21 protein-coding genes are annotated in these 21,502 nt (G+C 46.5%); 15 read left to right on the top strand and 6 right to left on the bottom strand.

The window, feature by feature from the left end:
• The first annotated feature begins 189 nt into the window (after nt 1-189).
• The 4 genes from HW988_RS13380 (at nt 190) to HW988_RS13365 (ending at nt 5,819) form a co-directional block, all read left to right on the top strand.
• Nucleotides 190-2,484, top strand: a complete 2,295-nt coding sequence (locus HW988_RS13380) for a vitamin B12-dependent ribonucleotide reductase (RefSeq protein WP_181604738.1) — start codon at nt 190-192, stop codon at nt 2,482-2,484.
• Nucleotides 2,485-2,564: 80 nt separating this feature from the next.
• Nucleotides 2,565-3,764 (top strand): S1 RNA-binding domain-containing protein, encoded by a 1,200-nt coding sequence (locus tag HW988_RS13375; RefSeq protein ID WP_181604737.1) that lies wholly within the window; start codon nt 2,565-2,567, stop codon nt 3,762-3,764.
• A 209-nt stretch (nt 3,765-3,973) separates the two neighbouring features.
• A complete protein-coding gene (locus HW988_RS13370) occupies nt 3,974-5,236 on the top strand; it encodes an MFS transporter (RefSeq protein ID WP_181604736.1) in 1,263 nt (420 codons plus the stop codon).
• A gap of 10 nt (nt 5,237-5,246) precedes the next feature.
• Nucleotides 5,247-5,819, top strand: coding sequence for a DUF2239 family protein (locus HW988_RS13365; protein WP_181604735.1), 573 nt, complete (start codon nt 5,247-5,249; stop codon nt 5,817-5,819).
• Here HW988_RS13365 and HW988_RS13360 read toward each other — a convergent pair.
• Nucleotides 5,816-6,916: a molybdopterin-binding protein gene (locus HW988_RS13360; protein ID WP_181604734.1), complete on the bottom strand. Its 1,101-nt coding sequence runs from the start codon at nt 6,914-6,916 to the stop codon at nt 5,816-5,818. The two genes, HW988_RS13365 and HW988_RS13360, sit on opposite strands and share 4 nt — an antisense overlap.
• 173 nt (nt 6,917-7,089) lie before the next feature.
• Here HW988_RS13360 and HW988_RS13355 point away from each other — a divergent pair, with 173 nt between their 5' ends.
• The 4 genes from HW988_RS13355 to HW988_RS13340 are packed head-to-tail and all read left to right on the top strand — an operon-like array spanning nt 7,090 to nt 10,412.
• A complete protein-coding gene (locus tag HW988_RS13355) occupies nt 7,090-8,298 on the top strand; it encodes an acyl-CoA dehydrogenase family protein (protein WP_181604733.1) in 1,209 nt (402 codons plus the stop codon).
• Between the two features lie 6 nt (nt 8,299-8,304).
• Complete coding sequence (locus HW988_RS13350; protein ID WP_142701011.1) at nt 8,305-9,021, top strand: RNA methyltransferase; 717 nt, start codon at nt 8,305-8,307, stop codon at nt 9,019-9,021.
• Between the two features lie 42 nt (nt 9,022-9,063).
• A complete protein-coding gene (locus HW988_RS13345; protein WP_181604732.1) occupies nt 9,064-9,972 on the top strand; it encodes a protein tyrosine phosphatase in 909 nt (302 codons plus the stop codon).
• On the top strand, nt 9,972-10,412 hold the full coding sequence (locus tag HW988_RS13340; RefSeq protein ID WP_181604731.1) for a hypothetical protein: 441 nt from the start codon (nt 9,972-9,974) through the stop codon (nt 10,410-10,412). The genes HW988_RS13345 and HW988_RS13340 overlap by 1 nt, the downstream gene beginning before the upstream one ends.
• A 40-nt stretch (nt 10,413-10,452) precedes the next feature.
• On the opposite strand, the gene HW988_RS13335 is transcribed toward HW988_RS13340, so the two are convergent.
• Nucleotides 10,453-12,021, bottom strand: a complete 1,569-nt coding sequence (locus tag HW988_RS13335; protein WP_181604730.1) for a class I SAM-dependent methyltransferase — start codon at nt 12,019-12,021, stop codon at nt 10,453-10,455.
• A gap of 73 nt (nt 12,022-12,094) precedes the next feature.
• Here HW988_RS13335 and HW988_RS13330 point away from each other — a divergent pair, with 73 nt between their 5' ends.
• From HW988_RS13330 to HW988_RS13305, 6 genes are all read left to right on the top strand, one after another.
• Nucleotides 12,095-12,688: a LemA family protein gene (locus tag HW988_RS13330; protein WP_255490015.1), complete on the top strand. Its 594-nt coding sequence runs from the start codon at nt 12,095-12,097 to the stop codon at nt 12,686-12,688.
• Nucleotides 12,688-13,428: a YgcG family protein gene (locus tag HW988_RS13325; RefSeq protein ID WP_181604729.1), complete on the top strand. Its 741-nt coding sequence runs from the start codon at nt 12,688-12,690 to the stop codon at nt 13,426-13,428. The genes HW988_RS13330 and HW988_RS13325 overlap by 1 nt, the downstream gene beginning before the upstream one ends.
• Before the next feature lie 126 nt (nt 13,429-13,554).
• Nucleotides 13,555-14,196, top strand: a complete 642-nt coding sequence (locus HW988_RS13320) for a TPM domain-containing protein (RefSeq protein WP_181604728.1) — start codon at nt 13,555-13,557, stop codon at nt 14,194-14,196.
• Nucleotides 14,197-14,278: 82 nt separating this feature from the next.
• Nucleotides 14,279-15,838 (top strand): histidine ammonia-lyase, encoded by a 1,560-nt coding sequence (gene hutH / locus HW988_RS13315; RefSeq protein ID WP_181604727.1) that lies wholly within the window; start codon nt 14,279-14,281, stop codon nt 15,836-15,838.
• Nucleotides 15,838-17,532: a class I adenylate-forming enzyme family protein gene (locus tag HW988_RS13310; protein WP_181604726.1), complete on the top strand. Its 1,695-nt coding sequence runs from the start codon at nt 15,838-15,840 to the stop codon at nt 17,530-17,532. The genes hutH and HW988_RS13310 overlap by 1 nt, the downstream gene beginning before the upstream one ends.
• 14 nt (nt 17,533-17,546) lie before the next feature.
• The gene (locus tag HW988_RS13305) at nt 17,547-18,011 is read left to right on the top strand and encodes a hypothetical protein (protein WP_181604725.1); all 465 of its coding nucleotides are present in this window, start codon (nt 17,547-17,549) and stop codon (nt 18,009-18,011) included.
• A 3-nt stretch (nt 18,012-18,014) separates the two neighbouring features.
• Here HW988_RS13305 and HW988_RS13300 read toward each other — a convergent pair whose 3' ends face one another.
• Nucleotides 18,015-18,467: a hypothetical protein gene (locus HW988_RS13300; protein ID WP_181604724.1), complete on the bottom strand. Its 453-nt coding sequence runs from the start codon at nt 18,465-18,467 to the stop codon at nt 18,015-18,017.
• Nucleotides 18,451-19,608: a beta-ketoacyl synthase N-terminal-like domain-containing protein gene (locus HW988_RS13295; protein WP_181604723.1), complete on the bottom strand. Its 1,158-nt coding sequence runs from the start codon at nt 19,606-19,608 to the stop codon at nt 18,451-18,453. Before HW988_RS13295 ends, HW988_RS13300 begins: the two co-directional genes overlap by 17 nt.
• 30 nt (nt 19,609-19,638) lie before the next feature.
• Here HW988_RS13295 and HW988_RS13290 point away from each other — a divergent pair, with 30 nt between their 5' ends.
• The gene (locus HW988_RS13290; RefSeq protein ID WP_181604722.1) at nt 19,639-20,025 is read left to right on the top strand and encodes a hypothetical protein; all 387 of its coding nucleotides are present in this window, start codon (nt 19,639-19,641) and stop codon (nt 20,023-20,025) included.
• On the opposite strand, the gene HW988_RS13285 is transcribed toward HW988_RS13290, so the two are convergent.
• Both HW988_RS13285 and HW988_RS13280 read right to left on the bottom strand, forming a co-directional pair.
• Nucleotides 20,000-20,263, bottom strand: coding sequence for a phosphopantetheine-binding protein (locus HW988_RS13285; protein WP_181604721.1), 264 nt, complete (start codon nt 20,261-20,263; stop codon nt 20,000-20,002). The genes HW988_RS13290 and HW988_RS13285 overlap by 26 nt on opposite strands.
• 18 nt (nt 20,264-20,281) lie before the next feature.
• The gene (locus tag HW988_RS13280) at nt 20,282-21,499 is read right to left on the bottom strand and encodes a beta-ketoacyl synthase (protein ID WP_181604720.1); all 1,218 of its coding nucleotides are present in this window, start codon (nt 21,497-21,499) and stop codon (nt 20,282-20,284) included.
• Nucleotides 21,500-21,502: the final 3 nt, after the last annotated feature.

The following is a 21,502-nucleotide window of genomic DNA, read 5'->3' as shown; positions in this document are numbered from 1 at the left end:
TATGAGGTATTATTCTTAACGGCGACTCCAGGCTAAATAAACAGTGATTTCCCGATGTTTGCGCTCTCTATTGCAAAGAGTTAATCAATTTTGGGAGGGCTTAATATATCTGTTCGATAGGTAACCAGACATAGGTAGTGGTGTCTTATTCCAGATTCTCTTCATAGGGAACTCTCTTACAATATTCCTATGAAGAAACAAACTTTGCACAGCACCAGCTTCTTTGTTCCTCCCGGAGAAAATCCCGAAAACATGTTCAAGTGGAAAAAGATCAACTGCGAGATCAAGAATCGCAAGGGCGAGATTTTTTTTGAAATGAAGAATGTCGAGGCGCCAGAAGGTTGGTCACAGCTTGCTGTGGAAATTGCTGCCAGCAAATACTTTCGTAAATCAGGTGTGCCGCGCACTCAACATGAAAAATCCGTTCGTCAATTGGTCGACCGTGTGGTTTCAGCGATCGCGGGTTCCGCAATAAAACAAGGCGGGTATTTTAAAAATAAAAAAGAAGCTGATACTTTTAAGAATGAACTGAAATATATCTTGCTCTCTCAAAGGGCGGCCTTCAATAGCCCCGTGTGGTTTAATGCGGGATTGTTTGAGGCCTATAAAATCAATTCGCCCAGTGAGCACTATGCCTGGGACGCGAAAAAAAAATCCATTCAGCCGACACAAAACGCCTATGAAAGACCGCAGTGTTCAGCTTGCTTCATTCAAAGTGTGGATGATTCCATTGATGGAATTTTTGAGCTCGCAAGAAACGAAGCACGACTTTTCAAATATGGTTCCGGCACTGGCAGCAATTTTTCCACTTTGCGCAGTAAATACGAAGCTCTGAACTCCGGGGGGCACAGCTCAGGTTTGATTTCCTTTTTGGAAGTTTTGGATCGCGGAGCAGGTGCCATTAAATCGGGTGGCACGACCCGCAGAGCCGCCAAAATGGTGGTCGTTGATATCGACCATCCTGAAGTTTTGGATTTCATTGAATGGAAGATGAAAGAAGAGCACAAGGCGAAGCTTTTGATTGAAGCAGGGCTTAGTCCCGATTTTGAGGGAGAAGCTTACAGGACGGTGTCTGGTCAAAACGCCAACAACTCTGTTCGCGTGACCGATCAGTTCATGAAAGCCGTGCAGAACGAAAAACCGTGGAAACTTCTGGCACGAGTCAGTGGTAAAGTGATTCGTGAAGTTCCCTCTAGAGAGGTTTGGAAGAAAATCAATCACGCCGCATGGATGTGTGCGGATCCCGGTGTTCAGTTTCACGATACGATCAATCAATGGCACACATGTCCCAACAGCCAAGAGATTCGTTCCAGCAATCCGTGCTCGGAGTATATGTTCCTGGATGATTCGGCTTGCAACCTGGCATCCATCAACCTGGTGAAATTTCTAAATACAGATGGAAGTTTTGATTTTGAATCTTTCATTCACACAGCGCGAACCTTATTCGTGGCTCAAGAAATTTTGGTCGATTATTCCAGCTATCCAACAAAGAAGATCGCGCAGAACTCCCATGACTATCGTCCTCTGGGATTGGGTTTTGCAAATCTGGGAAGTCTGCTGATGAGAAAAGGCATTCCCTATGACAGTCAAGAAGGCCGCGCTTGGGCCGGGGCGATCAGCTCACTGATGACGGGAGTAGCCTATTTGACCAGTGCCGAGATGGCGCGTGCTCAAGGGGCTTTCACTGGTTTTAAAAAAAATCGTGCGCCGATGATACAAGTCATGAAAATGCACGAAAAAGCATTGAATGCGGTTTCCTGGAAGGATCTTCCCGAGGGTCTCGACCATGCCGCTCGAAATTTATGGAAGGCCGTGGTGTACAACGGCAGTAAATTTGGATTCCGAAATGCACAAGCAACTGTCGTAGCGCCAACGGGAACCATTGGCTTGTTGATGGATTGTGATACCACCGGGATCGAACCTGATTTTTCATTGATCAAACTTAAAAAACTTGTGGGCGGGGGAGAAATTCAGATCGTAAATCAATCTGTCACTCCGGCATTGCGAGTGCTGGATTACGACGACACGCAAATTGAAACCATCATTAAATACATTTCGGAGCATAATACGCTTGAGGGTTGCCCTGAATTTAAGCAGGAGCATTTATCAGTCTTTGACTGTGCCAATGCGGCCCCTGGTGGTCGGGTTCTATCGCCTGAAAGTCATGTGACGATGATGGCGGCGGTGCAACCATTTATCAGCGGCGCCATTTCAAAAACGGTGAACTTGCCAAACTCCGCCAGCGAGGAAGACATCAGTCGCATTTATTTCCTGGCCTGGCAGTTGGGCGTAAAAGCGGTGGCTATCTATCGCGACGGCAGCAAGATGAGCCAGCCTTTAAATACCAAGAAAAAACATACGGTGGCCTCTGAGGGAACGCCTCCAAAGTTTACTATGAAGTGTCCCGAGTGTGGCAGTGACACAGTGCTGACGAGTGGTTGCTATCGTTGTCCCAACTGCGGGACGACCCTGGGATGCGCTTGATTCAGGACGTCAGGCTGCCAGATCCTTGCTCTTCCAGAGGGGATTGAGTAAACCTTAGAGTTCCATTTTACGGAGAAGTTATGAGTAAAAAAGATATTTTTGGTGATGATATTGAGACAGGGAAATCTTTTGAAGATTTCGAGTCTATGTTTGCGCAATCTGAAGCTGGCGGCTTCAAAACTCGCGTAAGCGTCGGTGATAAAATCAATGGCGAAATTCTTTCGATCGGGAAAGAAGAGTCCTTCGTATCTACCGGCACTCCTGTTGATGGTATGATTTTTACTCGGGACCTTTTGGATGAAAACAAAGAAGTGAAATATCACGTGGGTGATATGATTGAGTGTGTTGTCATTTCCGTAAAAGGTGGCGAAGTTCGTTTGGCTAAAAAAGGCGCGATGGGTGCAACCACGGATACGTTGGAAGACGCTTACGATATGGAGCTTCCAGTAACTGGTACTGTGACTGAAGTTGTTAATGGCGGTTTGCGAGTTAACGTTCAGGGTAAAACAGCTTTTTGTCCAATTTCTCAAATCGATTCTCGCTTCGTAACAGATGCCTCTGAATACGTGGGTAAGAAATTTGATTTCTTGATCACTCAATTCGACAAACGCAACGTCGTGGTTTCTCGTCGTAAACTTTTGGATATGCAAAAAGTTGAAAACGAAGGTGCCTTCATGCAGAAGGTTCAAGTGGGCGCGATCCTTGAGGGGCGTATCACTCGCTTGGAGAAATTCGGTGCTTTCGTTGAGCTAGAAGCGGGTGTTGAAGGTTTGATCCACTTGTCTGAACTGACATGGTCACGCGTGCACAGCCCTCAAGAAGTGGTGTCCGCTGGTCAAACGGTGACAGTAAAACTTTTGAAAATGGAAGAAGTTGATGGCAAATTGAAGATTTCTTTGTCGATGAAACAGGCGGACGGCGACGGCAACCCTTGGAATTCTGTTCCTGCAAAATTCCCGGTGGGCACTGTTGTGAACGGAAAAGTCGAGAAAAAAGAAACTTACGGTTTGTTCGTAAACATCGCTCCGGGCATCACGGGTCTTTTGCCAAAATCAAAATGGCGTGATCACGTTGACGGCGCGCAATTTGAAAATAAAAAACGCGGTGACGATATCGCTGTTCAAATCGACGAAATTAAATTCGAAGAAAAGAAAATCTCTTTGGGTGTTCCAGGAAGCGGTGAAGACCACTCTTGGAGATCTCATCAACCAGCTTCTGGTTCCGGCTTCGGATCCCTAGGTGATGCTTTGAAGGGTTTGACCATCAAACCCAAGAAATAGGTCTTCTAAAAGGTACGGCCTTACTTTCTCCTGATATTCAAAAGCCTCTGTTTTAGAACAGGGGCTTTTTTTATTTCTTCCGACGACAGTCAGTTCCTGAGGCATTTCGATAATTTACCCGGGTTTAATTATTATTACCCGGGTGATATTGCTTTTTGAATAAAACCCGGGTAATATTACTTCCATCAACCGCTTGGAAAGGTTTTAAGATGGAATCCACGCCAGTATCACCGGGGCCTGCAAAGGCCAGCAGCTTTAAGTTTACGACTCAGCAAAAGATTGTTGTGGGTCTTTTGGCTTTTCTGCAATTCACGATCATTCTGGATTTTATGATTCTTTCTCCTTTGGGGGCCGTGTTGATGCCGGCGTTGAACATCACAGCTGCGCAGTTTGGAACGGTGGTTTCAGCTTATGCGATCAGCGCCGCGATCTCAGGTCTTTTGGCTGCGGGATTTGCTGATAAGTTCGATCGTAAGAAATTGTTGATGTTCTTTTACGTTGGATTTATCGCCGGGACTTTATTTTGTGGACTTGCTCCCAACTACCATGCGCTTTTGGCAGCTCGGATCGTCACAGGACTTTTTGGGGGAGTGATTGGTTCCATTGTTTTGGCCATCACGACGGATATTTTTCCACTGCAACAACGCGGGCGAGTGATGGGACTTTTGCAAACTTCGTTTGCAGCAAGTCAGATTTTGGGATTACCAGCAGGTTTGTTTTTATCGAATCATTGGGGATGGCATGCTCCGTTTTTAATGATCGTGGCGGCAAGTGCGATCGCCGGGATTTTTATTTGGATTCATATGCCTTCAGTGACAGAGCACTTGGCTTTGCAATCTGATAAGAAGGCCTTTGTACATTTGCTCCATACGGTGCAAAAGCCCCGTTATTTGTTAGCGTTTGTGACCACTGCGATTCTTTCCATTGGTGGCTTTATGCTGATGCCTTTTGCGAGTGCTTTTACGGTTCACAATATGGGAATTGATTATGGCAGTCTCCCAATGATTTATCTGGTGACGGGATTTGCTTCAATCCTAATTGGTCCGTTAGTTGGTAAAATCAGCGATACGATTGGTGGCTATAATACTTTCATCTTTGGCAGTTTGGTCAGTATCGTGATGGTTTTAATTTACACGCACTTGGGGATTACGCCGTTACCGGTTGTGATGCTGGTGAATTCGCTTATGTTCGTGGGAATTTTCTCGCGGATGATTCCTTCTCAAACTTTGATGTCAGCTATTCCAGAGGTCTCCAGTCGTGGTTCCTTTATGTCGGTCAGTGCCTCCTTGCAACAAATGGCCGGTGGTTTGGGAGCTATTATCGCCGGAGCCATCGTTGTTCAAGAAAGCACGGGCGCATTGGTTCACTATGATGTGATTGGCTATGTAATGACAGGATTGTCAGTGGTGGCTTTGATTTTAATGTATTTCATTGATCGCGACGTAAAAGAAATTTTGCGCGGGAAAGCTTAGGAGTTTAAAAATGGAACCAAGAATGGATCGCACTTGCACAGCTTTTGCTGGGACTAAGATGGTGGCTTCCGGTGACGTGCTTCAAGTAGCTTTGAAAGTAAAAAAATATTTAAAAGACGATGGCAAAGAAAACGTTTTGATCTTTGATGATGTCACTAGCGCCCAAGTGGAATTGGATTTGCGTGGGACCGTCGAAGCGGTCACAAAAAGATTCGAATCTTTGCTTGAGCCTGAGGATAAGAAAGCCGGACCGGGTCGTCCAAAATTGGGTGTCGTTTCGAAAGAAGTGACGCTGCTTCCGCAGCATTGGGAGTGGTTAGCTTTGCAACCAGGTGGAGCGTCAGTCACTTTACGCAAACTGATCGAAGAGGCGAAAAAGAAAAACTTCGCCAAAGATCAAATTCGTCAGGCGCAGGATGCCGTTTACAAATTCATGCACGCCATGGCGGGGGACCTTCCTAATTACGAAGAAGCCCTGCGCGCCATGTACGCGAATGATTCTAAAAAATTTAAAAAGATGATCGGTGATTGGCCCAAAGACTTTCAGGAACACATTCTGAAAGTCGGCCGCGAAGTCTTCTAATAAAGATGGCGGAGCCAGAAGATCATTGCGGCTTCGGCAAAATATTGGGCGCGACGTTCTCGCATTGGCATTGCTTTGTAGGGAGCAACGATAATATCCGAAGACTTTTTGTTACCGCGCTCGACACTTACGAAAACCGAGTGTTCGTCTTTGGGGATCACGATTAAACGAATGTCCGCTTCTTGATCGACGGCGTGACTTGAGAAGCTCCATACCTTTTCCGTCATAAATTCGCGCATCACTGGCATCAGGCGGTTCATCAAAAACTGTCCTGTGGCGGAGTCTTGAATACTGAGAGATGAATAACTTTTTAAAGCTAAAGACAGCATCAACGGAACATCCTGTTGGTCCCGAGTGACGGTGATTCCGCGCAAAGCCTCGGTCACTTTTTCGACGTGAACGCGCATTTTTTCTTCTTGGGATTTAAAGTAGGACATCTTTACTTCCACATAAGGAAGATGAACACGGTAACCTTTTTCCACATTCACATTGGCCAAGGCTTGCTCAACCAAAGTTGCCACATCCGACTCTCCCATGCCGATGGTGTCCCAGTGGCGGGTGATATAGGGATCCATGCCTTCAACAGATTTTTCCAACCACGCCGCGATTTCGCTTTTCCACACCGATTCAATTTCGCGAGGAGGGCCCGGCAGAACGAAAATCTTTTTGCCTTTTGCCTCGACGAAAAAAGCATTGGCTGTGCCTTCGGTGTTTTTAAGGACACGCGCGCCTTCGGGAAAGTAACACTGCTGTCTTTGAATATCTTTAACAACGTACCCGCGGGGCTCGAGGCGATCCTTGATGTGCTGCCAAGAAGATTCATCCCACTTCAATGAAAGACCGGTCCACTCGGAAATCACCTCGCGGGTAAAGTCGTCAGACGTGGGACCTAAGCCCCCCGTTACGAACATCAAATCAGAGTACTGACCACAATAATCCAAAGATTCAAAAATGAGTTTTCTATCATCTGGAATGACCAGGTGAAGTTTTGTCGTTAAACCCAAAGCCTTTAATTTCTCAGAAATCCAGGCTGCGTTTTTATTCACAATTTGGCCGTCGACCAATTCTGTTCCAATTCCTAAAACTGAGGCGATCATATGTCTCTCCTTCGCGGGCACGCCCTCAAGATTAGGCCTCAGGCGGGGGCTCGTCCAGATTCTTTCCAAAAGTCGCCGAAAACCGCTATTATTGCATAGCGTTAGTGACGCTATACCTTGCGGATCTCACGGGGTTTTTCTAGATTCGCAACTCTATATATGTAGGAGCTACCATGTCCTTTAATTGGAAAGAATTTGATCTTTACAATCCGACGCCTGAGCACAGCATGTTGCGCGAAACTGTCAACGCTTTCACGCAAGCTGAAGTTGAACCTCAAGCTCATGAGCACGATCGTTCTGAAAAATTCAACCTGGCACTTTTCAAAAAAGTGGGTGAGCTGGGGCTGCTGGGCATCACCGTTCCGGAACAATTCGGTGGTGCGGGCATGGACCCAACAGCGGCTGTCATTGTACATGAAGAGCTTTCTGCATCGGATCCAGGTTTTGCTTTGGCCTATCTTGCACACTCGATGCTTTGCGTGAACAACATCGCGGTGAACGGGAGCGACGAGCAACGCGCACGCGTGCTTCCAAAGCTTTGCTCTGGTGAGTGGGTTGGTTCCATGTCGATGTCAGAACCTGCTATCGGAACAGACGTTCTGGGTATGCAAACTCGCGCCGTTAAAAAAGGCAATGAGTGGGTTTTGAATGGTCGCAAAATGTGGATCACAAACGGCACAATCGATGAAAACAATACGCCTTGTGATTTAACTCTGGTGTACGCGAAGACGGGTGAAAAACACGGTCGCGCGATGATCTCTACGTTCTTGGTGGAAAAAGATCACAAGGGTTTCGAAGTCGGTCAAAAAATTAAAGACAAATTGGGTATGCGTGGTTCAAACACGGCAGAGCTTGTATTCCAAGACTGCCACGTTCCTGAATCGGCCCTTATCGGTCACGAAGGTGATTCGATGCTGCACATGATGCGCAACCTTGAAATCGAACGCCTGACATTGGCCGCAATGAGCTTAGGGATTGCTCGCAGATCTATCGAGATCATGAATCGCTATGCGACTGAGCGTGAAGCGTTCGGTAAATCTTTGAACCACTTTGGTCAAATGCAGCGCTATATCGCTGACAGTTATGCTGAATACAAATCAGCTCGTGCATACGTGTACGAGACGGCTCGTCGCATGGATTTGAACAAAGAGGGCAACCGCCTGGATTCAGACGGTGTAAAACTTGTGGCAACAACAATGGCGAAAAACGTAGCAGACCGTGCGATCCAGGTTTTGGGTGGCTACGGTTATGTGGGTGAGTATGTTGTTGAAAGATTGTGGAGAGATGCGAAGTTGTTAGAAATTGGTGGCGGTACTTTGGAAGCCCACCAAAAAAATATCACTCGCGATTTGTCTAAAAATCCTGAATCTCTTTACAAGTAGTCATTCATGTTTCCTTATGGCTCCGATATCGAGATCAATGCTAATTTAAAAATCAATTATCAAGTGGTTCTGGAAAAACTGGGACCACTTTTGACAGATGACCGTCGATTAAAAATTGATCGCGTGGTCGCGCAAAGAAATTTCGATACAGCCGTCGTTTTGGAAAGCATTTATGACCGTGGGAATATTTCAGCGGTTATGAGATCAGCTGAAGGCTTGGGTTTTGGCAATTTTCACGTCATTGAAACTCAGGAAAAATTTAAAGAATCTGCTCGTGTCACTCAAGGAGCTGACAAGTGGGTGGAGGTAAAAAAATGGCAGAACACCACGGACTGTGTAAAGAATCTGAAAAGTCAGGGCTACAAAATTTACGTCACTCATTTAGATGCGCGTTCAAAGCCTCTGCACGAAGTTGATTTCTCTGGAAAAGCCGCTTTGGTATTGGGGAATGAAAAAAACGGTGTGAGCCCTGAAATGGTAGCCGCCGCTGACGAATGTATTATCATTCCGATGACGGGCTTTGTTCAAAGCTTCAACATTTCCGTCGCAGGAGCTTTAAGCCTGTACCATATCTCTCAAGATCGCATGAAGCGTGGGGGCTCAAACGCTTCCTTAAGCCATCAAGAGCAGGATATCCTGCGCGCTTATTACTATTTGCGCACTCAGGACTCAGGCTTCCAATATCTTGAAGAACTTTTTGCAAGAGGACAGATTAAGGCTTAGACTTTTCCATGAAGGCACGGATAGAGCCTTCATGGAGGACGTATGAGAAAATGGATCTTTCTTTTGCCTTTCGTGATCGCAGCCTGTGCAGAAAAAAATGTCGCGACAGAATCTGCAAATACTCCCGTGGCGGCGAACCAACCGGAATCAGCTGACCCCAAAAGTAAACTTCCATTCTTTATGACGAAACCCACTCGCACGGAACCGGTGGAGTTGGTTTTCGATACGAAATACGATGTTCGCAAACCCGTGAATTATCGAAAAAATGACAGCCTTAGTATGTCGGGCAGTGCGAGTTTTTCTCCGCCAGCTTTAAAAGAGATTGCGAAGCCTGCGAAAAAGAAAAAAGCGCCGCTTTATGTCTTTGACCTGCGCCAGGAATCCCATGGTTTGATCAATGATAAACCTGTGACCTGGCAAGCGGACCGCGATTGGGCAAACGCGGACTTGGGCCATGATGACGTCATTCAGCGCGAGCGCCGTCTGTTGGGTGATTTGCGCGTGGGTGAGCAGATCGCTGGTGTGGAAATCAAAAGCATTGAAACCGAAGAAAGCCTGGTACGCAGTGCGGGTCATCAATATGTGCGTTTGACGGTGACGGATCATGTTCGTCCCACTGATAACGAAGTCGATCTTTTTATCCAGGCCGTTCGTGATCTGCCAGCAAATAACTGGGTGCACTTTCATTGCCGCGCGGGCAAAGGACGTACGACGACTTTCATGGTGATGTATGACATGCTTCATAACGCGCAAAAGGATTCACTTGAAACCATCATCGAACGTAATACCAAGCTGAGTGATGATTATGATGTGATGACGGTTCCTGCGGAATCTGACTGGAAGTATCTTTATCAAAAAGAGCGTGCTGCTTTCGTTGAGGAATTTTATAAATATGCGAAGGCCAACCCTAAAGGGGCGGGTCAATTTTGGTCTCATTGGGGTAAGAAATAATGAAGAAGGTTTTAGGGCTTTGTTTGCTGGTATTAACACTGAGCTCTTGTGCAACTCTTAAGAAAACATTTTGTAATTGCGAACCCGAGCTGGATTTGCCGCCAGAATGCAAGCCCCGTGTGATCATTAAAAAAGTCCCGGGCGAACCGACACCCGCCAAACCGCAAGTGAAAACAGGTGGTGGCATCGTGGTCCAGCAAGCCGATTTAGACTTGGGAGATAAGATGGCGCGAGCGATGGATTCGTACTTGTTTGCAAATGAACCAGGGGAGTTCACGACTCTGTGTAAAGACGAGCGCTTTGATTGTTTCGTTGATGACAAGCGCTTCCCTAAAGATCGCAAGCGGGTTAAAAGGAAAGTCCCAGCGTTTCTAAGTGGCTCCAAGATGGGGTTACAGGACGAGAAGCGAATCCATATCAAATATAATTTTTATCCATAAAAAAGGAGCCTCGGGCTCCTTTTTTATTCGTGCGGATAGTTTAGTTTTTGCGAAGGATGATGGATTTCATCAAAGGTTCCTGGTCAGGCAATTCGAAGTCGATACCTTGGGATGGAGCCGGTAAAATCTTGAACGAGAATTCTCGTTTAAGTTTTTCCAGACGCAAATGCAGGTCGCCACTTGTCCACTTTTCATAATTCGTACAGAACAACAACAAGCCATTCTTTTCCAGGCAGTACATGGCATTGATCATGAGCTCATCAAAGTTTTTACTGATCGAGAAAACACCATTTTTGGAGCGACCAAAAGATGGCGGGTCACAAATGATCAAACCGAATTTTCTTTTGCGACGAACAGTTCCTTTCAGGAACAAAATGCAGTCGCTATTCCAGAATTCGTATTTTTCATGTTCTGGATCAAGTCCGTTAAGGACGAAATTGCGTTTGCTCCAGTCTAAGAAATTTGCAGAGACGTCAACCGTGCAAACTTCCTGGGCTCCGGCCATGGCTGATACGACACTGAAGCCGCTGGTGTAAGAGAAAAGATTTAAAACGCGACGGTCTTGGGCATGTTCGCTGACCCATAGACGGTTTTCCCGTTGATCCAAAAACAAACCAGGGGAAAGCCCGGTGTCACTGCGAAGTTCGTACTTCACATTGTTTTCTTTGGCGACCCAGCTGGTTTGGGTCTGACCGATCGTCCACAGAAGCTCTGCATTGGGATCATCACCGCGGTTGAGCATTTTGCGAATCAGGATTTTCTTTTTTAGTTTTTTCGAGATGCGCTCAAAGCGCAAAAGATCCGGCACCGAAGGGTCTTCTTCTTTGTACCAATACACCCAAAGGTATTCACCATATTGATCGATACGGTAGGTATCGAGCTCGCGATGAGAAAGGCGCAAACTTTCGTCTTTAAGTTCCGTGAACTTGTACAGACGCTCGCGGCGTTGAAACGCCTCTGCCAAAATCAAATCTTCTTCATGCTCGTTTAATTCGCCATCTTTGGCCCACACGGGAAGGTCTGTTTCGAATTTTATGGGTTCTCCGCGCAAAGTGAACTCCAAAGAGTGGGAGTGCAAGCACAGTCGATAAAAACGACTGCCGCCGTGTTCACTGTCGCCCAAAATGGGAATGCCTTTGGCCTCGGCGTGCAGGCGAATTTGGTGCGGCTTCCCGGTGTGAGGAATGGCTTCCCACAATTGAAAGCGCCCTAAAGCTTTGATCCATCGGAAAGTAGTTTTGGAATTGGGTTCTTTATCTTTAGTGCTAACGAATTTGTTTTTTTCTTTTTCGATGTGGGATTGATAAGTGAACTCTAGCGAACCTGCCGGCTTATCAGTTAAAAAAAGATATTTCTTACTTACCAAATGTTGTTCGAAGAGGCGGGAGATTTCCGCCGCGTCCTCGGAACTTTTAGCAAAACACAGAGCGCCAGAGGTCGCCTTATCCAGGCGGTGCACAACGAAAAGCTTGCGATCCAATTCCTCTTCGTACACTTCGACGCAACCACGTTGTCCATGCTCTGGAGTGTGCGTGTTCAGGCCGGCAATCTTGTCAACGAAGATGCAACCGGTTGTCTCGGTGTAGCGAAGCTTAATCGTGCGTGTCATTCGACTAATATAGACCGGTTTTCATTGAGCGTCACTGAGAGATTCGATAGAAATGGACATGGAGGTTTTTCTCATGAAACGTATGTCTAAAGTTCTTTTGATGTCTCTTGTATTGCCAATTCTAGCGGGATGCGGGATTCAAAGTATTCCCCAATCCAAAAATGCGACGGAAGCTTCTCTGGCAGAGGTATCAAATCAATACAAACGTCGAGCTGATCTGATTCCAAATTTGGTGAACGTTGTAAAAGGTTATGCGAAACACGAGGAAGCCACTTTGACTCAAGTGGTGGAGGCTCGCGCAAAAGCGACTTCAATGCAAATCGATCCATCCAAAGTAACGCCTCAACAATTGGCGGAATATCAAAAAGCGCAAAGTGGTTTGTCTCAAGCTTTGGGTCGTTTGATGGTGGTGACGGAAAATTATCCAAACCTGAAAGCGGATCAAAATTTCCGTGATCTTCAAGCGCAACTTGAAGGCACTGAAAATCGCATCACGATTGCTCGCCAACGTTATATTGAATCGATCAATCAATTTAATAATCTGGTCACTGTTCCGCCAACAAGCTGGACAAACTCTGTGATGTATCATTTCGAAAAGATGCCTCAGTGGGATATGTCCGCTGATGAAAAAGCAACAGCTGAGAAAGCTCCAGAAGTTAAATTCTAATGCGAATTTTATCTTGGCTTTTGCTGCCCATTCTTTTGGTGGCGAGCTTTCAAGCTCGCGCTGAATTCAAGGTTCCTGCCTTGCAGGGGCCGGTCATGGACGAAGTGGGTGTGATCCCACGTTCGATGCGCCAGGATCTGACGCAGCTATTGTTTGATTTCAACAAACGTGGCAAAGCGCAGATTCAAGTTTTGATAGTTGGCACTCTTGAAGGCGAGCCGATCGAACAAGCTTCTATTAAAATCACCGACCAGTGGAAGTTGGGCGATGCTAAAAAAGACAACGGCGTTCTATTCCTGATTGCTGTGCAAGATCGCAAAATGCGCATCGAAGTCGGGCAAGGACTTGAGGGAGCAATTCCTGATGTCTATGCCAAGCGAATCATCGCAGACGTCGTGACTCCGTATTTCCGTAAGCAAAGATATGCCGATGGAATTTATGCCGGTGTCGCGCAAATCATAGCTTTGGCTGACAAGGAATTTGCCGACGAAAAAGGTATGACCACAGATGATCGTTCTGACGACAAAGGTGGTGGTATTCCAATTGGCGTTATCATTCTTCTTTTAATCATCATTTCTGTCCTGGGCAGATTCGGGGGCGGCCGTGGTCGTTACTTGGGTGGTCGCGGTGGATATGGTGGCGGCACATTCGGCGGCGGAGGCTGGGGTGGCGGAAGTGGTGGCGGTTGGTCCGGCGGCGGCGGTGGGTTCAGTGGCGGCGGCTCTTCGGGTTCCTGGTAGCGCGCTGCCAGGCAAGCTTTTTCTGCGTTGCTGCGATGTCGCAGTACGATGTACAGCTTCCTCCTTGCGCCTTGAAAAATCTTACCTGACAGCGCGCTACTAGGATTGCGCAATTGGAGTAGTTAAATGGCTTGGATTGATAAGTATCTTTCAGAAAAAGAAATTGAACAAATCTCCCAAACGGTTCATCGAGTTGAAGAACACACCGATGGTGAGATTGTACCTGTTATCGTTAAGAGCTCTTCCTCAGTGGGGCATGTTCCGATGACTTTAACTCTTCTTTTGCTTTTGGTTTTAGTGATCGCGGAATTGCCTTTTGCAGATTTGCTGTGGGTGACTCCGTGGGTCTACATCTGGCCATTTTTGGTGGTTGGGGTCTATTACGTCTCTTTCGCCTTGGCGAAGATGCCATTTATTCAAAAAATCTTTGTTCCGGAGCGTGACGAACTGGATCAGGTGCATCAGCGGGCCCACCTGGAGTTTTACCTTAATAAAATTCATCGCACCAATCAGGGGACGGGGATTTTGATTTTCGTTTCTGTGATGGAGCGAAAAGCGGTGATTCTGGCTGATGAAGGGATTAGCGGAAAACTTCCTCCTGAAACCTGGAATCAAGTTCTTGCAAAACTGGGTGAACAACTGAATAAGGGTGACTGGGCCGGGGGATTTAATGAGGCCATCGAGGCCTGTGGCAGGCATTTGCAACAGCATTTTCCTCACACTGACGGTGGTCACAACCAGTTGAAAAATCACCTGGTCATTCGATAAAAACTGAGCAACCGTGTCAGCAAAAAAGGGGTGCAACCCCAAAGAACCCCGGTTTATAGTTTTCGTTTACGGGGTTTAGGGCATGGCTAAGGAATTGGTGCTGCAAGGGCATCTTAAAGTTAAAGACTTATCTGATTTTGTATTTCAGCGAGAGCTTTTTTCGAAAATTTCTGTCGCTGAAAATCTGCATAAAAAAATTGAATATTCATTTAAGTCCTTAAAGACCCTGATTGATAAGGGTGTGCCTATTTACGGAGTGACGACAGGTTTTGGTGAAAACTCCACGCACTACGTACAAAGTGATCATGCTGATCAGTTGCAAAAAAATCTGATCAATTATCTAAGTTGTGGCCAAGGTCGCACGATTCCCCCAGAGGCCTCCCGTGCCATGTTTTTGGTGCGTCTAAATTCCCTTGCTCAAGGTGTTTCGGGTGTAAGCCCCGAGCTTATCGCCAGAATGTGTTTGCTGTTAGAAAATGACGTCTTGCCCGTGGTGCCATGTGAAGGTTCCTTGGGGGCCAGCGGAGACTTAGTGCCACTTGCATATCTGGGACAAACCGTTCAAGGTATCGGAGAAGTTTTCCATAAGGGCCAACGCACATCTGCTGAAAGCGTTCTAAAAAAATTGAACCTGCCTGCTTACAAATTAAAACCCAAAGAAGGTTTGGCGATTGTGAATGGAACATCCACAATGGCAGGAATGGTGCTTTATAATCTGAAGCTTACAGACTTTATCGTTGAGCTTTGTGAAGTCGCGGCGGCGTGGCAGTGTTTGATCTTGGGTGGTCGCAAGGAAGCCTTTGGGACTTTCATCAATGAAGTTGCGAAAACCAATCCCGGACAAGGAGAGAGTGCGCGAAATATTCGTGAGCTATTGGATTCAGAAAATTATCATCCAGGTCGTGGCCAGGATGTTTCTGTTGCCAAGAATAAAACATCTGAATTTATTCAAGACCCGTATTCCATGCGATGTGTGCCACAGATCCTGGGCCCGATTCGCGAAAATTTGAAACATTCGTGGACAAGCCTCGAGCACGAAATCAATTCAGTGACGGATAATCCCGTGGTGAATTTCGAAGGTGGATTGGAGATGGGTGGCAATTTCTATGGCGGGTATTTATGCCAGGCCATGGATTTCGTAAAAATCAATCTGGCTCATATTGCTGATCTGGCGGACCGCCAGGTGTTGATGCTGGTGAGTGATAAGTTCAATCGCGGATTGTCAGCGAACTTGATCGATACAAAATCAATTCCCGCAAACGAACAACATATGCACCATGGACTGAAAGGTTTGCACCAGACGGTGGGTGCGATCACCAGTGAAGTCATTCAACGCTCCATTCCCAGTGGGATTTTCTCACGCTCTTCTGAATCCCATAACCAGGACAAAGTTTCTTTGGGTATGAGTGCTTCGATGACGTGTTTGGATATGCTTGAAGGCGTTTACAAAATTCTGGCGATGCAGCTGGTTTGTCTGGCTCAAGCCTTGGATTTGAAAGACATCAAGCTTCAAAGTGAAAAGTCACAAAAGGTTTACTCGATGGTGCGAAGCCAGGTGAGCTTCGTGAACTATGATCGCAGTCTGGGACAAGAGATAGTCAATCTGACTCAAACCATGCAACAACAGGCATTGAGGAATTAATGATTCATCTGTGGCGCGGAACTCATCACCATGAATTGCCAGGTCTTTTAAAAAAGTTTTGGGAGTCTGGTGAGCTTGTAATCATGGTCCCGCCGTATCACAGAGATTTTCAATTTCTGCAAATGTTTGCCGAGTTTCAACTTCATGGTGAGTGGCCCGAGGATATCAAAAAGCTTACTCAGCAAGCTCCACGCGCTCTGTGTGAGTTCGAAAAGAAAATTATCGCCTCGGCAGTTTTAGGTGTCTTCACCTCAGGAACCACCAGTGGTGTGAATCGTCTGGTTTTATATTCCAAAGAAAACGTCACCACATCGTTAAATGCCATTCGCGAACTGTACGATACTCAACGCATTCAAAAGGTTTTCTCTTACCCGCAACCCACCCACACATTCGGTTTGGTGCTGGGTTATATGCAGGCCGTTTTAAATAATGCGCAAATTATCTTCTCTGAAGGCGCGTACTCTCGACAAACCCATCAGCTGTGGCTTGAGCAAGTCGATGGTAATACTTTGACGTTAGGAACACCCACGCACTTCGTGGATTTGATTCAATTCGTAAAAAAGCAAAACGTAATCCCCAATAAATCCTACACTTCGATTATTGGCGGCGCGATGGCCACTTGCGATTTGTGGCAGCAAATGCGTTCTATATTAAATATCGAACAACCCAGTATCGGGTACGGCGCCACAGAGGCTTCTCCCGGAGTGACTCATTTGCCACCGGGAATTCCTCCTAAAGAAGACGGGGATATTGGCTATGTTCTTTCCGGCGTCAGCGTGAAGGTGCAGGAAGAAGGCATTTACTTTGAGGGCTCCAACGCCTGTGCCGGTATTTTTGAAAACGGAGAGCTTAAGCACGCCGAACAAATTTTATTGAAAGACTCCTTAAAGTCTCATTCTGAAGGCGGAAAAACCCGCTACACATTTAACGGTCGCACCGATTTGGTTTTGAATCGTGGTGGATTAAAACTTTCCCTGGAAGTGCTTGAGGGGAAAATCGCTGCGCATTTTTTCTGCCGCTGCATAGCTGTATCATTGTTTGATGAGCGCTTAGGGGAAGACATCGGCTTTATTATCCAAAAGGATGTTTCAGATAAAGAAACATTTAAAGCTCAAGTGGCAGATCTTGTAGCAGAATCCGTTGGCATTCGACCTGCTCTTTCGAATATTATTTTTTCAGATATTCCGCTGAATGCGAATTTTAAATTCGATCGGGTGGAGGGTATCAAAAAGGTTTTACGCGAACGCGCGTGGGGCGAGTCGATATCCGTGCAACATATGAAGTATCTGCTGCCTCATAAAGGCGGAGCGGTGTGGATTGATGATGTGACGGAATTTAAAAAAGGTCAGGGTGTCGGCCAGGTGACGCTGCAATCTCAAGGGCGTTATTTTTCTGACGGCAAAATTCGCGAAAGTTCCTGTATTGAGTGGATCGCTCAAACCTACGGTTACAGTGTGATTGCCAATGATATTTTGGGAATTGAACCTGCTTATAAGGGACGTGTGACGTTTATTGCGGAAGTTAAAAACGCGAAGTTTGATTTCGTCGATGTTGATCACAAGCCAGGTGATATGATTCGTATTGAAACCACGTGTACTCACGATTTCGGTCCACTGAAAGTAGTGAACGGAAAAGTGTTTAACGACAAAAAGCTTCTTGCTCAGGTGGGACTCAAATTATATTGTGGGCAATAGTAAAGAGGTGGATTTTGAAATTACTTAAGATTTTTACAGCAGCCTATATCGCAATGACTTTTTCATTCGCGCATGCGCAAGAAGAAGTGAGCACGAGTTCGACGAAAGTTCCAGTTGCGACTGGTAAGTACGTCACGGGTGGAGTTTTGGCTTCCACTTTGGGTTTTGGTATCGGTCACGGTGTTCAAGGTCGTTGGTCTGATAAAGGTTGGATCTTCACGGCAACTGAATCTGCGGGGCTTGCGATGCTGATTGCCGGTGCAAACACTTGTAAAGAAGAAACGGATGCCTACGGTTACAAAGAAACTAAGTGCAGTAACGCCGGATTAGCTGTTGCGGGTCTTGGTGTTTTGCTGGGGTTCCACGTTTGGGAAATCGTTGATGCTTGGGCGGGTGCTACTCCAGTGGACAGCGGTGTGAAAGCCTACATCCTGCCGGATCCAAAAGCACCAGGTATCGGATTGGCATATAGTTTCTAATAACTACTTTGCAGCGAAGGCTTCGAATTCAATTTCGCGGCCCTCATTCTGAAGTTTAGCAGGGCTGGCAAATACCCACGCGGTTTTTCCAGCCTTTGCCATTTCTTGGGCTTCTTGTTTTGCAAAATCAATGGTCGCAGCCCCTTTGTTCAGGCAGTAAACTTTTCCGCTAAAACCCAACATCTGAAAAATCACAGCCGCGCAGATATTCGGTAGAGTAAAAACAAATTTGGCCGGGCTGGAGGCTCCTGTGGAAACAAAATCAAAATCCGCGACATTCGAAGCTTCTGGTAGTGCCAAGAAAATGACATCGGGACGAGTCTGGTCTTTCAAATTTTCCCATTGATGAAGAGCTTCGCAAAAGGCATAGCCCACTTCATCCAGTTGGTACCAGCGATCAATTTTCCCGCTCCATGCAGGTTCAGATTTATTTTTTAAATCAACGACGAGCTTCATTGATCATCTCCTCGGAACTGACGGCGCAGGCGGCATGAACTCCGCCAAAGCCCAATGATGTGACAAGAATTTGGCGGAAGCGACGATATTTTTCGACATCACTGTTTGCCGTCAGATAATTTCCTTCAAAGCCCGATTCTATTGAGGTGGTATTCTGAATGCGAAAGGCTTTTTGAGTTTTTAAAATTTCACAGGCGGCGATGACATCAATCAACCCACTCGCACCCAAAGTATGTCCGATACTCCACTTGGTATTGGTAATCGGTGTTTCCTTCAGATCGATCGAGGCTAAAAACTGTGAAAGAGCTTTTTCTTCCGCGGAGTCATTAAACTTGGTTCCCGTCCCATGAGCGATCACCAGATCAGGATGTAGTTTCGTTTGAGAGTTCACTTTTTGGATAGCGCGAAGAAGTCCCAGTCCATTTAATGAAGGACGAGTGATAGAAGAGCCCTCTGTGTCACTGGCGACGCCGATGATTTTTAAATCTTTAGGTGATTTTCTTTCTTTGGAAAGTAAAAGCATGGCCATGGCCTCTCCCAATTGTAAACCTTCACGGTCTCCCGAAAAAGGACGATTTCCCGAAGGGGAAATTACTTTCAAAGATTGAAATCCTTTGTAAATGAAGGGCCCGATCAGGTCGCCGGCGATAATCAGCGCATATTCGGCGCGGTCTGACGCGAAAAGATCTTGAGCATATTCCAAGGCGACATGGCTTGAGGCACAGGCATTACTGACGTTGCAGTGAAGTGTCCATTCCAGTTCGCCCATGGCTTCGGTGAATTCCTGGTAAATATCTGTGAACGGATCCTGCATTTCGCGGATATTTTCACCTGTGGCTTCCCAGATAAAATCTTCGCTACAACCTTTGGTGGAGGCAAAGATCAAGGCGGCACGGCCTTTGGGGATATCCCCATACGCATTTTGTGAAAGGCCTTCGCGCACCGACAAGGTGAGCTGCTTAAAGGCATTTACGAAAATATTTTTGTAGGTCTGAGTTTTTTCAGGTTTCTGTTCCAGATAACAAACGCGGCCGCCGCTTTCGACGGAAATAGAGCAGTCTTTCCCAGAATAGAGTGCTGACATCAGGGAGCGAGTGCCGAATCCCGCTGCTGTGGTGCATGAGTAATTTTGAATGTACACAGGGATTCCTCCGGGTGTATTTTCTCACCTATGATTGATTTGGCCAAGGAACTTTCAGGGACTTATACGATTCGCACAATAAGTGGCGAAGCGCTTGAAGTGGAGATAAAACCTTCTCCCACGTGGTCTTATTTTTCAGGGCACTTTCCGCAAATGCCCATTCTTCCCGCGGTGGCCATGATCGATATCAGTCAGCACTTTATCCAAGAGATGTTGCAGACGAAAAATCTGCTGAGTAACATTTCAAGCTTCCGAATTAAAAATCCCGTGGCGCCAAATGATAAAGTCCTGGTGAAAATTCAAAAAGAATTGAACGATCAGGCGGGCGTCCCTGCAGCTACATACCACGTTTCGTGGACACACTGCGAGGGCGGCAAACCCTTGGCGGATATTAGTTTACAGTTTCTTGAACTGTAAGTTCGCTCACCAATTGATAGATATCGCCCAAGTTTTTGATTTTCATAAAGTCCACGTTCTGTGGATTTTTCCCGGTTTCTTGTTCTAGCAAAATAAACATGTCTACGAAATCCAAGCTGTCCAATTGTAGATCTTCTTTAAGATTCGCTGTGGGAACCAATGCGTCTTTAGGCACTTCAAATTTTTCATGAAGAATGTTGTTAACGATGTCTACGACTTGCGTGCTGTAATGGCTCACTGACTCACTCCGTGCTGTTTAAATTTTCTTAATAATAAAACTTGTATTAATGCCACCGAAAGCAAAGTTATTGCTAAGGGTGATGTTAGCATTCGCCTTGCGATTTGCTTGCAAGTGCATGACAGTGTCGCACTCGGGGGCGACTTCTTCCAGATTGCGGGTGCCGATCAGAAGACCTTCATTCATCATCTGCATGCTGGCGATCAGTTCGCCCACTCCACATGCAGCCATTGAATGACCAAAGTGACCTTTTAAAGAACTCACTGGAACTTGTTTCCCGAACAGATTGCCAATGGCAATCGCTTCGGCCGCATCACCTTGCATTGTTCCCGTTGCATGGGCGCTGACGTATTCAACTTGATCTTTGGTGATTCCAGAACGCTCTAAAGCGGCTGTCATCACGTGATGCATTTGCACTTCGTTGCTTTGACTCATATGCGAGCTTTCGCAGCGGTAAGCTCCGCCCAAGAATTCGGCCAAGGGTTTGCCGCCACGTTTAGCAACGCTGTGCTCGCTTTCCAGGATAACAATCGAAGCGCCTTCGGACACAATCAGTCCATCGCGTTTTTTATCAAACGGACGAGGCGTTGCCGAAGGGGAATCGTGGTAACCACGAGACGCTGCATAAACAGAGTCAAAAACCGCGACACTTAAATAATGAAGCTCATCCGCTCCACCGCAAATAGCGATGTCGTACAGACCTGCTTTGATCAGCTCCCAACCCAAGATCACGGCTTGTGCTGAAGTCGCACATGCACTGCTGGGAGAAATCACGGCGCCATTAAATCCCAGCGCCACAGCCACATTGGATGCGACGGAGTGATTCATAACTTTAAAGAAAGCCGTTCCGGATTGTCCCTGCACTCCCTTGTTTTCGGAAATTTTTTGGAAATATTCTTCAAGACCGATCGGGCTTCCCGTCGTTGATCCCACGGATAGCAACGATTTTGAAAAATCCATTTCTTGAACGGAAAGGCCGGCTTCCGTTAAAGCTTGTTGAGTTGCTAGGGCCGTCATCTCTGACATGGGTGACATAGTTCTGCGAACTGTGCGCGGCAGAATACGGTTGTCATACGGAGCCGCTGGAGCCGCCAAACGGCAGTTCAAGCCATTAAGATCATTCCACGCAGGAATGGGACGAACGGCACTTTTTCCCTCAATCAGAGAACCGAACATTTCTTTTGTGCTGTTGCCCAGAGAGGAAATCACTCCTGTGCCGGTAACGTAAACCTTCAATCA

Source organism: Bdellovibrio sp. KM01 (assembly GCF_013752535.1).
In the GTDB taxonomy this organism is placed as follows: Bacteria; Bdellovibrionota; Bdellovibrionia; order Bdellovibrionales; family Bdellovibrionaceae; genus Bdellovibrio.
The sequence above is the reverse complement of the archived record's forward strand: the minus strand, read 5'-3'. Positions and strand labels throughout refer to the sequence as shown.

Bases quoted from the DNA above. Each gene is read 5' to 3' on its own strand.
- HW988_RS13290 (WP_181604722.1), top strand. From the start codon at position 19,639: ATGATTGATTTGGCCAAGGAACTTTCAGGGACTTATACGATTCGCACA.
- HW988_RS13335 (WP_181604730.1), bottom strand. From the start codon at position 12,021: ATGACACGCACGATTAAGCTTCGCTACACCGAGACAACCGGTTGCATC.
- HW988_RS13310 (WP_181604726.1), top strand. From the start codon at position 15,838: ATGATTCATCTGTGGCGCGGAACTCATCACCATGAATTGCCAGGTCTT.
- HW988_RS13325 (WP_181604729.1), top strand. From the start codon at position 12,688: ATGCGAATTTTATCTTGGCTTTTGCTGCCCATTCTTTTGGTGGCGAGC.
- hutH (WP_181604727.1), top strand. From the start codon at position 14,279: ATGGCTAAGGAATTGGTGCTGCAAGGGCATCTTAAAGTTAAAGACTTA.
- HW988_RS13330 (WP_255490015.1), top strand. From the start codon at position 12,095: ATGAAACGTATGTCTAAAGTTCTTTTGATGTCTCTTGTATTGCCAATT.
- HW988_RS13380 (WP_181604738.1), top strand. From the start codon at position 190: ATGAAGAAACAAACTTTGCACAGCACCAGCTTCTTTGTTCCTCCCGGA.
- HW988_RS13365 (WP_181604735.1), top strand. From the start codon at position 5,247: ATGGAACCAAGAATGGATCGCACTTGCACAGCTTTTGCTGGGACTAAG.
- HW988_RS13375 (WP_181604737.1), top strand. From the start codon at position 2,565: ATGAGTAAAAAAGATATTTTTGGTGATGATATTGAGACAGGGAAATCT.
- HW988_RS13340 (WP_181604731.1), top strand. From the start codon at position 9,972: ATGAAGAAGGTTTTAGGGCTTTGTTTGCTGGTATTAACACTGAGCTCT.
- HW988_RS13345 (WP_181604732.1), top strand. From the start codon at position 9,064: ATGAGAAAATGGATCTTTCTTTTGCCTTTCGTGATCGCAGCCTGTGCA.
- HW988_RS13370 (WP_181604736.1), top strand. From the start codon at position 3,974: ATGGAATCCACGCCAGTATCACCGGGGCCTGCAAAGGCCAGCAGCTTT.
- HW988_RS13355 (WP_181604733.1), top strand. From the start codon at position 7,090: ATGTCCTTTAATTGGAAAGAATTTGATCTTTACAATCCGACGCCTGAG.
- HW988_RS13360 (WP_181604734.1), bottom strand. From the start codon at position 6,916: ATGATCGCCTCAGTTTTAGGAATTGGAACAGAATTGGTCGACGGCCAA.
- HW988_RS13320 (WP_181604728.1), top strand. From the start codon at position 13,555: ATGGCTTGGATTGATAAGTATCTTTCAGAAAAAGAAATTGAACAAATC.
- HW988_RS13350 (WP_142701011.1), top strand. From the start codon at position 8,305: ATGTTTCCTTATGGCTCCGATATCGAGATCAATGCTAATTTAAAAATC.
- HW988_RS13300 (WP_181604724.1), bottom strand. From the start codon at position 18,467: ATGAAGCTCGTCGTTGATTTAAAAAATAAATCTGAACCTGCATGGAGC.